Source organism: Parafannyhessea umbonata, assembly GCF_900111255.1.
In the GTDB taxonomy this organism is placed as follows: Bacteria; Actinomycetota; Coriobacteriia; order Coriobacteriales; family Atopobiaceae; genus Olsenella_J; species Olsenella_J umbonata_A.
On record NZ_FOGP01000005.1, the window covers coordinates 1 to 12757 of the forward strand.

The following is a 12757-nucleotide window of genomic DNA, read 5'->3' on the forward strand; positions in this document are numbered from 1 at the left end:
CTTCGTCATGCCCTCGTCGACGACGGCGCGCGCGGCGGCGACCTTGGTCTCATATGAGTAGACGGCGTATTTCTTTCCCATGTCTGTCAGCCCCTCGATGCCGACGGATCTGTACGTGTCGATCCATTTTCTCACGGCCTCGTAGGGAACACCGATCAGGCTGGAGATGGCTTTGACACCGTTCCCCGCGTCGTAGAGCTCGGCGGCTTTCGACCTCGTGGCGGCGTCGTACAAAGTTCTTCGGGTCATGAAAGAAGCCTCCCTTTTCTCATGTCCAAGAAAAGGGAGGCGGTTCAATGCGCTCCGGGCGGGCCGCCTTTCTCTCGCACGTTGTCTCTCGTGCTACTCCGGTGCCTCGTCGGGGTACTTGGGGGCGAAGCCGTCGTCCCGGTTGAGGATGTTCATGAACTCCTCGCCGGTGATGGTCTCCTTCTTCTGGAGGTAGTGTGCGATCTCGTGCAGCTTGAAGCGGTTCTCCTTGAGCGTTCTGAGAGCCGTCTGGTGACCCTCCTCGACCAAGGCGCTGACCTCGGCGTCGACGGCTGTCGCCGTCTCGTCGGAGCATGTGAGTTCGGTGCCTCCGCCGAGGTACCTGTTCCTGGTCTCGCCGAGTGCCATCATGCCGAACCTGTCGGACATTCCGAGCTGCGTGACCATGGCCCTCGCGATCTTCGTGGCCTTCTCGATGTCGTTGGCAGCCCCCGAGGTCATCTGGCCGAAGATGAGCTCCTCTGCTGCGCGGCCGCCGCAGATCACGGCGATGCGCTGCTTGTACTCCTCGCGCGTCGTCAGGTAGTGCTCGTCCTCCTCCGTCTGCATCGTGAAGCCCAGTGCGCCCGACGTTCGCGGGACGATCGTGATTTTCGAGACGGGGCGCTTCCCGTTCTGCACGGCAGCGACGATGGCGTGGCCGGTCTCGTGGTAGGACACCACCTCCTTCTCGTGCTCCGACAGAACCGTCGACTTCTTCTTCGCACCCGCGATGACCACGTCGACCGACTCGGTGATGTCTTCCTGCGTGACCCTGTCGCGTCCCATCCTGACGGCCCTTAGTGCGGCTTCGTTGATCATGTTCGCCAGATCGGCTCCCGATGCGCCTGGCGTCTGGCGTGCGATCGCGCCGAAGTCCACGCCGGGCTCTATCTTCACGTCGTTGCCGTGGAGCTTGAGGATGGCCTCGCGACCCGTCAAGTCGGGGAGCTCGACGGGCACGCGGCGGTCGAATCGGCCGGGGCGCAGCAGCGCGGGGTCAAGCGAGTCCGGCCTGTTCGTGGCTCCGAGGACGACGATGCCCTTGTGGTTGTCGAAGCCGTCCATCTCGGTGAGGAGCTGGTTGAGCGTCTGCTCGCGCTCGTCGTTGGTGTTGAGCGAGACATCTCGCTTCTTGCCGATGGTGTCGATCTCGTCGATGAACACGATGCAGGGGGCCTTCTCGTTCGCCTGCTTGAAGAGGTCGCGGACCTTGGCGGCGCCGCGGCCGACGAACATCTCGACGAACTCTGAGCCGGATATCTGGAAGAAGGGTACATTGGCCTCGCCGGCGACCGCCTTGGCGAGCAGCGTCTTGCCGGTTCCCGGAGGGCCCACGAGCAGGGCGCCCCTTGGGCATCGGGCGCCGATCGCGGAGTACTTCTCGGGGTGCTCGAGGAAGTTGACGATCTCGGCCAGGGATTCCTTTGCCTCGTCCTGTCCGGCGACGTCCTTGAACGTGACGCCGGTCTCTCGACCCTTGACCTCCTTGACGTTCGAGCGACCGAGTCCTCCACCCATGCCGAAGCCGCTTCCGAAGTTCATGGAGGGACCGTCCTCACCCATCTGCTTTCGAAGCTGGCGGTTGAGCAGATATCCGCCGCCCAGGATTAGCAGAATCGGAAGGCCATAGCTTGCGAGCAGGTAGATCCACATGTTCGAGGACTCGTCCGGGATTTGGGCCGAGAAGTCCACGTTCTTCTTCTCAAGCCTCTTGACCAGGGAGTCGTCATTGGGGAACTGGTTGGTCTGGTAGGTCTGCTTGTCGTCGCCCTCGCCGGTCGTGAAGCGGATGATGCTCTTGCCGGTGTCGAGCTGGACCTGGCTGACCTTGCCGTCGTCCACCATTCCCAGGAACTCGCTGTAGCTCACCTCCTTTATCTGGGGCTGAGTGATGCTTGGGTACAGCACTGACCTCAGCACAATCGCGGCGACGACTGCGACGATCAGGTAGAGGATCATCGACTGTCGCTTCTTCTTGTCGTCCATCTGCATCGGGCTTTGCTCCTTACAGGGTCTGTTAGTTGCCTTCGCTTTGGCTACATAGATACCCATCCGCGTGCCTTTCACGCACCCGACACAACTATTAAAGGTAAATTCGGGATTCGCGCCTTCGGCCAAGCGTCGTGCTAGAATGCTTCCGAAGCATTGATGGGGACATTAGCCTGGGTTGCCGTCGCAAAGCGAGCGGGGGAGTGGTGAGAGCTCCGCCGACGGTCCAAGTGAACATCACCCCGGAGCTGCGGCCCGAAAGCGTTGGTTCACGACGCGAGTAGACGTCGCCGGAGTGGCCGCCGATACAGGTCAGCCGAGTAAGGCGGATTTCCGCTCGCTGGGTGGTTACAAGCGAAGTGACTTTCGGGAGCGCTTCGTCCCAGCCTGAGGGACGAGTGCTCTTTTTTATTGCGCTCGGTACGGGAAAGGTGTGAAAGGTGGCAAATCAGTACAAGAAGACGATGAACCTGCCCAAGACCAGGTTCTCGATGAGGGCTGGTCTCGCCCAGCACGAGCCCGAGCGGCTTAAGGACTGGGACGAGAACGACGTCTACGGCCAGCTCATGAAGAAGAACGAGGGGCACGAAAAGTTCGTGCTCCACGATGGCCCTCCGTATGCCAACGGACCTATTCACCTCGGCCACGCTCAGAATAAGATCTCGAAGGACATCATCAACCGCTACTGGTCGATGCGCGGCTACCAGACTCCCTATGTCCCCGGATGGGACTGCCACGGCCAGCCCATCGAGCACAAGGTCGAGGAGATGCTGGGCACCGCCAAGTTCAACCAGCTTCCCACCGAGAAGATTCGCGAGCTCTGCCGCAAGATGGCCGTCGAGCAGGTCGACACCCAGCGTCAGGGCTTCAAACGCCTCGGTGTCCTTGCCGAGTGGGACAATCCCTACCTGACATACGTTCACGACTACGACGCCACTGACGTCGAGATCTTCAAGGCCATCTTTGACAAGGGGGCCATCTATCGTGGGCGCAAGCCGGTTCACTGGTGCCCCCACTGCCACACCGCCCTGGCGGAGGCCGAGATTGAGTACGGCGATGAGGTCTCACCCGCCATCTTCGTGCGCTTCGAGATGACGACGGTTCCTGCCGGCCTCGAGGCCTACGAAGGCAGGCTTTGGGTCGACATCTGGACCACGACCCCCTGGACCCTTCCCGCTGACGACGCCGTCATCCTTCATCCCGAGGCTGACTACGTTGCCGTTCTCGTCGATGGTCGCGCCGAGATCATGGCGCGCGCCCTCGTCGAGAAGGACTGCGCCAAGTTCGGCTACGAGTCGTATAAACTTGCGACCGACGCCGATGGCAACGTATGGAGCATGACGGGCACCGAGCTCGCCCACAACAAGTACAAGCAGCCCATCTTCGCTGACCAGGGCGAGGAGGGCGAGTTCATCTACGCCGACTATGTCACGCTCGACGACGGCACGGGCATCGTCCACACCGCGCCTGGCCACGGCGTTGACGACTACAACGCTGGCATGCGCTTCAACATCCCCATCATCATGCCCGTCGACGACAACGGCTGCTTCTACAAGGGCGATGGCATCGGCACCGGCGGCCCGTGGTCTGGCATGGACGTCAACGAGGCCAACCCCAAGATTATCGAGTGGCTCGACGAGCGCGGCACGCTCATCCTGCACGAGGACATCAACCACAGTTACCCCCACTGCTGGCGTTGCAAGCGCCCCGTCATCTTCCGCGCCACCAGTCAGTGGTTCGTCTCTATGGATAAGACCGGCCTGCGCAAGGACGCCCTCGAGGAGATCTCCAAGGTCAAGTTCTACCCGACGCACGCGGTCAAGCGCATTGGCTCTATGGTCGAGGGCCGTCCGGACTGGTGCATCAGCCGCCAGCGCAACTGGGGCGTCCCTATTCCCGCCTTCACCTGTCAGGACTGCGGCGAGGTCGTCATGAACGACGCCACGCTCGACAAGGTCATAGAGCTCTTCCGCGAGAAGGGCTCTGACGCATGGTTCACCGATGACCCCAAGGATTATCTGGGCGACGCCTGCGTCTGCGAGAAGTGCGGCAGCCACAACCTCAAGGCGAACAAGGACATCCTCGACGTCTGGTGGGACTCCGGTGTCTCGCACACCGCCGTCTGCAAGCACCGCGACAATCTGAAGTTCCCCGCTGACGTGTACCTCGAGGGCTCAGACCAGCATCGAGGCTGGTTCATGAGTTCCCTCATGACCTCGGTGGGCGCCTATGGCATGGCTCCCTACAAAGCCGTTATCTCGCAGGGCTTCACTCTCGACGGCCAGGGCCGCAAGATGTCCAAGTCGCTGGGCAACGTCATCGACCCAAACAAGGTCTGCGACAACCAGGGCGCTGACGTGCTTCGTCTGTGGCTCTCTTCGGTCGACACCTCCGTTGACGTCCCGTGCGACGACACCATCCTGAGCCACGTCGGCGATGCCTACCGCAAGATCCGCAACACGCTGCGCTTCCTGCTTGGCGAGCTCGAGGGTCAGTTTGATCCCTCCGTCGACGGCCTTCCCTTCGAAGAGCTCGAGGAATTCGACAAGGTGACTCTTGCCCACATGTGCGAGGTTCACGACCAGGTCTCCAAGGCCTACCCCGAGTACCGCTTCAACGTCGTGTATCGCACGCTCTACGACTACGTCACCGAGCTCTCCAACGGTTACCTCAACGCGACGAAGGACCGCACCTACTGCGGCGGCAAGGGCAGCCGCGAGCGCCTCTCCGCGCAGACCGTCTGGGCCCACATTCTGACGATGCTCGTCCACGACCTGCAGCCCATCCTCGCCTACACCACCGACGAGATCATGGAGTTCCTGCCCGAGTCCATGCGTGACGGCCAGAAGTACGCCGCCCTTCTTGACTGGTATGAGAACCCCGTCTCGTCTGAGGTCTACGCGAAGTACCTTCCTGCGTACAAAGCACTCGTCGACGCTCGCGCCGCTTTCACCAAGTCCTACGAGGAGGCCACGACCAACGGTACCGTTACCGAGAAGACGACCCAGGCCACGCGTGCCGAGCTGACCGTCGGGCCCGACGAGTACGCCCTTCTCGGCTCCCTTGGCCGCGACGGCCTTGCCGAGGCCTTCGTCTGCTCCGACGTCTGCCTGCACGAGGGAGACGAGCTCTCCTGCGAGGTGCTTCCCGCCAATGGCGAGAAGTGCCCGCGCTGCTGGAACTGGAGGGAGCTTGGCGAGGATGGGCTCTGCGAGAGGTGCTCTGCGGTTGTCTCCGCTCTGCCGGCAGGGGAGTAGTGATTTCTTGGGCTCACGCACACTTAGGTCGACGCGCGGTCAGCGCGTCATGGCCTTTTGGATCATCGTTGTTCTGGGTGTCATCGTTGACCAGGTGGTCAAGGCTGCCATCCGCGCGACGCTTTCCGTTGGGGAGAGCGCGCCCTTCGTGCCAGGTGTGATTGAGCTGCGTCACGTCGAGAACACCGGCGCCGCCTTTGGCATGGGCGCCGGTGCCGGCGTAGCCTTCGTGGTGATAGCGGCTGTCGTTCTTGTCGCTTCTCTCATGTTCGTCTGGCGCAAGCGGATTCCCATGCAGCTTGCGGTGTCTATCGGTCTCGTTGCCTCCGGTGGCGTGGGAAACATGGTCGACCGTGTGATTGCGGGCTCGGTGACGGATTTTCTCTGCACTACGTTCGTGAGCTTCCCGGTCTTCAACGTGGCTGACATTATGGTTACGTGTGGTGTCGCCGTATCGCTTGTCGGCTACTACGTCTGGGAGTCGCGCACCGAGAGCTAGCGGCGAGTCCTGACAAGCGACCAATGGCTTCCATGGGACGCCCTCGCGCTTGCGCGACGGCGTCCCTCTTGTCGCATGAGAGGAGTTTGATGGCAATCAAGGTAGTTAATGCACTCGTCGGGCCTTCTGGCGACGGGATGCGCCTGGACGTGTTTCTTGCCCAGGTCGAAGGCTGTCCCTCGCGCAGCGCCTGTGCGCGCCTCGTCGAGAGCGGAGCCGTTACCATCAACTCGACTGAAGCCACGTCGAAGAGCGAGGCCGTCTGTCTTGGCGATCGAATCTGCGTGCAGGTCGACGTTCCGGAGCCGCAGGGGCCGCTCTCGCCGAACCCTGACATTCCACTCGATATAAGGTTTGAGGACGAGAGGCTCATCGTGTTGAGCAAGCAGGCTGGTCTCGTCTGCCACCCCAGTCCAGGCCACGTGAACGACACCCTCGCGAACGCCCTGGTCGCGCACTGCGGCTATGGGCATCTTGGCATGCTCCAGGGTGACGACCGCCCTGGCATCGTGCACAGGCTCGACATGGACACCTCTGGGCTCATGGTCGCCGCCAAGGACGACGAGGTCCAGAAAGACCTGCAGGACCTTATTCGCCTTCGCGTTCTTGACAGACGATACGTGACACTCGTCCACGGCTACGTTGCCCTTGACGAAGGGAACATCACGACGGGCATCGCGCGCTCGACGAGGGATCGCCTTAGGATGGCCGTTTCGGATGCGCCCGGCGCCCGCGAGTCAATCACGACCTTCAGGACACTTGAACGCTTTGAGGCCGGGCGCTTCGACGACGGGTACACCCTTCTTGAGTGTCATCTCTACACGGGCAGAACACATCAGATTAGGGTCCATATGCGCCACGTTGGGCACCCTTGCGTCGGCGACCCGCTCTACGGCAGGGGGGATGACCGTGCGAACAGGGGTCTTAGGAGGCAGTTCCTCCACTCGTGGAGCATTGCCTTTGACCATCCCATTACGGGAGAGGCGATCGAGCGAACCGATCGTCTGCCGAAAGATCTTCTTGCTGTACTAGAATCCCTTAAAGGAACCTCAATGGGCCGTACTGCGGCGGGCGAGGAAATTTGCCCGAAGCTCGGCCTTGGTGACCTTTCGTAAATAACGGAACAGAGAGGTTGTTCTCGTGGAAATCAGCAGGCTTGGCCTAACGCCCATCGTCATCTTCAACCTGGTGGTGTGGCTGTTCTTCACTCTGGCTTACTTCTATCAGATTGTGTATATCGTCAGGGTCATCGCCAAGGGAGACGTCATGCTTCCCAAGGCGAAGAAGAAGCACACCTACGCCTTCGTAATTGCCGCGCACAACGAGGAGCCTGTTATCGGCAACCTTGTGCGCTCTATCCTCGGGCAGGAGTACGACGGACGGATCGACTGTTACGTCGTTGCGGACGCCTGCACTGACTCGACGGCCGAGGAGGCCCGCAAGGCAGGCGCCATCACCTGGGAGCGCAACGATCTTGTCCGCAAGGGCAAGAGCTGGGTTCTCGACTTTGCGTTCGACCGCATTCTCAACGAGACGGGCGACAAGTACGAGGCGTTCTTCGTCATGGATGCCGACAACATCATCGCGCCCAACTACGTCGACATCATGAACGATGCCTTTGATGCCGGCTACCTTGTCTGCACGAGCTACCGCAACTCGAAGAACTTTGACTCCAGCTGGATTAGTTCGGCCTATGCCCTCTGGTTCCTGCGCGAGGCGAAGTTCCTCAACAACGCCCGCATGATGCTTGGTACAAGTTGCGCCATCTCGGGTTCCGGTTGGATGGTTTCCTCGGCCATCATTCGCGGCATGCACGGTTGGAACTTCCATACCCTTACCGAGGACATCCAGTTCACGACCTTCTGCAACACGCACGGTATCCAGATTGGGTACGCGCCCGCGGAGTTCTTCGACGAGCAGCCGCTTACGTTCAAGGCCTCGTGGACCCAGAGGATGCGCTGGACCAAGGGGTTCTACCAGGTGTTCTTCTCGTATAACAAGAACTTCCTGCACGGCGTATTCGTGGATCACTCCTTCGCGTCCTATGACATGCTCATGACGGTCGCACCGGGCATGATCCTTACGCTGCTCTCGTTCTTCATCAACGCCGCCTATCTAATAATTGGCACCCTGAGTCACGGTTTCATCGCGACGCAGGCAGAGCTCACCATGTGTGTGGGATCGCTGGTGATGACGTTCGCCTCGATGTACCTTGTCTTCTTCGTCCTTGGCGTTCTGACCACGGTCTCCGAGCGCAAGCATATTCACACGAATAAGAAATGGCGCATCGTCTCCAACTGTTTCACGTTCCCGATTTTCATGATGTCCTATATTCCCATCACTGTTGCCGCGCTGTTCAAGAAGGTCGAGTGGGTTCCTACGAAGCACGACATCGTGGTTAACTTTGATGAGGTTATGGGCGAGGGCTCAAAGTAGCATTTTCGTAACGTATCAGCGCTATACTTTCCTGCAATTTATCTGCTAACGGACTGAAATGGCGCCAAGGTCCACGTCGAAAGGAGACATGCATGGCAACGTTCTTCGAGGGGGAGTCGCACACTTTCTCCGAGTACCTACTAGTCCCTGGATATTCCTCTCATGAGAACATACCGGCCAACGTGTCCCTCGAGACCCCTTTGGTGAAGTTCAAGCGCGGCGAAGAGTCTGCTATCAAAATGAATATCCCGATGGTCTCCGCCATCATGCAGGCTGTCTCTGGCCCGCGCTTGGCCATCGCGCTTGCGCAGGAGGGTGGCATTTCGTTCATCTACGGCTCTCAGACGCCTGAGAACGAGGCTGCGATGATTCGTGAGGTCAAGACATACAAGGCTGGCTTCGTCGTCTCAGACTCGACCCTCACTCCCGACATGACCCTTCAGGACGTTCTCGACCTTCGCGAGATGACCGGTCACACCACCATGCCCGTCACCGAGGACGGTACCGCCCACGGCAAGTTCTGCGGCATCGTCACCTCTCGTGACTACCGCGTCTCCCGAGACGATCGCAGCAAGAAGGTCTCCGAGTTCATGACCCCTGCTTCCGAGTGCGTCACCGCTGACCTGAGCACTTCGCTCAAGGTCTGCAATGACATCATCTGGGAGCACAAGATCAACACTCTGCCGATTGTCGACGGCGAGGGCAACCTCTCTTCCCTCGTGTTCCGCAAGGACTACGACTCGCACAAGTCCCGTCCCGAGGAGCTCCTGGACGAGCACAAGCGCTACATCGTCGGTGCGGGCATCAACACGCGTGACTATGCCGAGCGTGTCCCCCTGCTGGTCGAGGCTGGCGCTGATGTTCTTTGCATCGACTCCTCCGAGGGCTATTCCGAGTGGCAGAAGCTTACCCTTGATTGGATTCGCGAGCACTACGGCGACTCCGTCAAGGTTGGTGCGGGTAACGTCGTCGACGCAGACGGCTTCCGCTTCCTCGCCGAGGCCGGTGCCGACTTCGTCAAGGTCGGCATCGGCGGCGGTTCCATCTGCATCACTCGTGAGCAGAAGGGCATCGGCCGCGGGCAGGCTTCCGCACTTATCGACGTTTGCCGTGCGCGTGACGAGTATTTCGAGGAGACGGGCATCTACGTCCCGGTTTGCTCCGACGGTGGCATCGTCTACGACTACCACATGACGCTTGCTCTCGCCATGGGCGCCGACTTCCTCATGCTCGGCCGCTACTTCGCCCGCTTTGACGAGTCTCCCACGCGGCGCCTCAACGTCAACGGCTCCTATGTCAAGGAGTACTGGGGCGAGGGCTCTGCCCGTGCGCGTAACTGGGCTCGCTACGACCTTGGCGGATCCAAGAAGCTCTCCTTCGTCGAGGGCGTCGATTCCTACGTTCCCTACGCTGGCCCCCTCAAGGACAATGTCGACAACTCGCTTACTAAGGTTCGCTCGACCATGTGCAACTGCGGTGCGCTAAACCTAGCCGAGCTACGGGACAAGGCAAAGATCACGCTCGTCTCCTCCACCTCCCTCGTCGAGGGCGGCGCACATGACGTTATCCTTAAGGACTCCCAGTCTGACGGGTTCCGCTCTTAGCGCACTCCGCCCGGTTCCGTAGGACCGGGCTAGTTTCGAGTATCAGACGGTTCGTGGTCTGCCACCGCTTTCCCCGTATAATGGGGCGCGGTGGCAGACTAGGTTAGAAAGGTAGCTACGTGACTGACAACAATGACGCCGAGCGCGAGCAGGACTATCCGTCCTACGACGCTCAGGCAATCGAGAAGAAGTGGCAGGCCGCGTGGGAGCGCGACGACCTCTACAAGACTGACGAGGATCCCTCCAAGCCCAAGAAGTACGTCCTCGAGATGTTCCCGTATCCCTCAGGCGACCTCCACATGGGGCATGCCCGCAACTACACCATCGGCGACGCGATGGCCCGCCAGGCACGCATGCGCGGCTTCGATGTCCTTCACCCCATGGGCTTCGACGCATTCGGCCTTCCCGCCGAGAACGCTGCCATCAAGCACAACACGCAGGCGTCGAAGTGGACTCACCAGAACATCTCGCAGGCCGTCGAGACCATGAAGCGCATGGGCTTCTCGTATGACTACGACCGCATGTTCAACACCTGCGACCCCGAGTACTACAAGTGGGGCCAGTGGATGTTCATCAAGATGTGGGAGAAGGGACTGGCATACCGAGACACGTCTCCCGTCAACTGGTGCCCGACGTGTCAGACGGTTCTTGCAAACGAACAGGTCGTTGACGGCAAGTGCTGGCGTTGCGGATCCGTCCCCGAGAAGCGCAACCTCTCGCAGTGGTATTTCAAGATCACCGACTACGCCCAGGAGCTCCTGGACGACCTTGACAAGCTTGGCGGCTGGCCCGAGAACGTTAAGGCGCAGCAGCGTAATTGGATTGGTCGCTCCGAGGGTGCCGAGATCGACTTCACGCTTGCCGCCGAGGATGGCGTGACCCCGACTGACCGCAAGGTCACCGTCTTCACCACGAGGGCCGACACCATCTTCGGCGTCTCGTTTATGGTGCTGCCTCCCGAGTCCGAGTTCGCCCACGAGCTCGTGAGCGGCACTGAGTACGAGCAGGCTTACCTCGAGCTCAAGGCTGCCACCGAGAAGGTCTCGAGCGTTGACCGCCAGGGTTCGGATCGCGAGAAGCACGGTATCTTCACTGGTCGCTACGTTATCAACCCGGTCAACGGCCGCCAGGTCCCCGTCTGGGTCGCAGACTACGTCCTTATAGACTACGGTACCGGCGCGGTCATGGGCGTGCCCTGTGGCGACCAGCGCGACTTCGACTTTGCTAAGAAGTATGGTCTCGAGATCGCCCCGATCATCTGCAAGGAGGATGACCCCCTCTACGAGGAGCTCAAGGACGAGAAGGAGCTTCGCGTGCGCTCCGTCGACTGGGACCACGCCATGGCTGCCGAGGGCATCCTCGTCCAGTCTGGCGAGTTCACCGGCCTCAAGGGCGGCAAGCACTCTGAGGCTGTCGACGCCATCATCAAGTGGCTATCCGACAACGGCTGCGGCCGCGAGACCATCCAGTTCCGCCTGCGCGACTGGCTCATCTCCCGCCAGCGCTACTGGGGCAACCCTATCCCCATGATTCACTGCGACGACTGCGGTGACGTCCCTGTCCCAGAGTCCGACCTGCCCGTCATGTTGCCCGACAACCTTGACCTGGGTGCGGGGGAGACCCTCGCGGAGTACGCTCCGTTCTACGAGACCGTCTGCCCCAAGTGCGGCAAGCCCGCGAAGCGCATCACCGATACCATGGACACCTTCACCTGCTCTAGCTGGTATTACATGCGCTACACCGATCCCCACAACGACAAGGCTCCCTTCTCTAGGGATGCGGTCAACCGCTGGATGCCCGTTGACAACTATGTCGGCGGCATCGAGCACGCGATCCTCCACCTTCTGTACTCGCGCTTCTGGACCAAGGTCATGCGCGACCTCGGCATGATCGACGTGGACGAGCCGTTCACCAACCTGCTCTGCCAGGGCATGGTTAAGGACGAGCATGGCGACGTCATGTCCAAGTCCAAGGGCAACGTCGTTCCCCCCTCGAGCGTCATCGAGCCCTACGGCGCGGACACCATGCGCCTCACCATCCTCTTCGTCGCTCCTCCCGAGAAGGACTTCGACTGGGACCCCGACGCCGTTGCGGGTGCCAACCGCTTCCTCAAGCGCGCGTGGCGCATCGTCTGGGCACTCGCCAAGTCTGGCGACAAGGAATCCAAGCTTGACCTGGCGTCCCTCGACTCCCAGAGCAAGGAGCTCAATCGAGTCCTCCATGAGATGGGTCTGAGGTGTACCAACGACTTTGACCGTTGCCAGTTTAACACCGCCATCTCGGCCGTCATGGAGCTCGTCAACGCCGCTTCCAAGTACGTGCTTGACGTTCCCACCGAGAAGCGCGACGCCGCCGTGTGCTACCGCGTCGCCCATGACATCGTCGCTATGCTTGCACCCATCTGCCCCCACTGGGCCGAGGAGCTGTTCCATGCGGCGCTCGGCTGCGATGGCTCGGTCTACAACGAGCCCTGGCCCACGTTTGACACCTCGCAGGCGAAGAGCGACACGGTCGAGATCGCCGTCCAGATCAAGGGCAAGGTGCGTGCCCGCATCGTCGTGTCTGCTGAGGCATCAAAGGAAGAGCTTGAGCGGGCGGCAAAGGAGGCCGTTGCTGACCAGATTGCCGGCAAGGAGATCAAAAAGGTCATCGTCGTTCCTAGCAGACTCGTAAACATCGTCGCGGTCTAGCCGATCGCCTCGCAATATCGCTATTCTCCT

At 60.6% G+C, this 12757-nt stretch carries 8 protein-coding genes; 6 read left to right on the plus strand and 2 right to left on the minus strand.

Features of this window, described 5'->3' with window-relative positions:
• Window positions 1–249 (minus strand): helix-turn-helix domain-containing protein (locus BMY31_RS06865; protein WP_143802901.1); only part of this gene is annotated, 249 nt, incomplete at its 3' end.
• Window positions 250–342: 93 nt separating this feature from the next.
• Window positions 343–2244 (minus strand): ATP-dependent zinc metalloprotease FtsH, encoded by a 1902-nt coding sequence (ftsH, locus tag BMY31_RS06870; protein ID WP_091009320.1) that lies wholly within the window; start codon window positions 2242–2244, stop codon window positions 343–345.
• Window positions 2245–2681: 437 nt separating this feature from the next.
• Here ftsH and ileS point away from each other — a divergent pair, with 437 nt between their 5' ends.
• The 6 genes from ileS (at window position 2682) to leuS (ending at window position 12727) form a co-directional block, all read left to right on the plus strand.
• Window positions 2682–5498, plus strand: coding sequence for an isoleucine--tRNA ligase (gene ileS, locus BMY31_RS06875; protein WP_091009323.1), 2817 nt, complete (start codon window positions 2682–2684; stop codon window positions 5496–5498).
• Between the two features lie 7 nt (window positions 5499–5505).
• A complete protein-coding gene (gene lspA, locus BMY31_RS06880) occupies window positions 5506–5997 on the plus strand; it encodes a signal peptidase II (protein WP_234970758.1) in 492 nt (163 codons plus the stop codon).
• 89 nt (window positions 5998–6086) lie between these two features.
• Window positions 6087–7112, plus strand: a complete 1026-nt coding sequence (locus BMY31_RS06885; RefSeq protein WP_078687586.1) for an RluA family pseudouridine synthase — start codon at window positions 6087–6089, stop codon at window positions 7110–7112.
• A gap of 25 nt (window positions 7113–7137) precedes the next feature.
• Entirely contained in the window at window positions 7138–8433 is a 1296-nt protein-coding gene (locus tag BMY31_RS06890; RefSeq protein ID WP_091009326.1) for a glycosyltransferase family 2 protein, read from the plus strand.
• Window positions 8434–8525: 92 nt separating this feature from the next.
• Complete coding sequence (locus tag BMY31_RS06895) at window positions 8526–10037, plus strand: IMP dehydrogenase (protein WP_078687588.1); 1512 nt, start codon at window positions 8526–8528, stop codon at window positions 10035–10037.
• A gap of 119 nt (window positions 10038–10156) precedes the next feature.
• Window positions 10157–12727, plus strand: a complete 2571-nt coding sequence (gene leuS / locus BMY31_RS06900) for a leucine--tRNA ligase (protein ID WP_091009329.1) — start codon at window positions 10157–10159, stop codon at window positions 12725–12727.
• Window positions 12728–12757 lie beyond the last annotated feature (30 nt).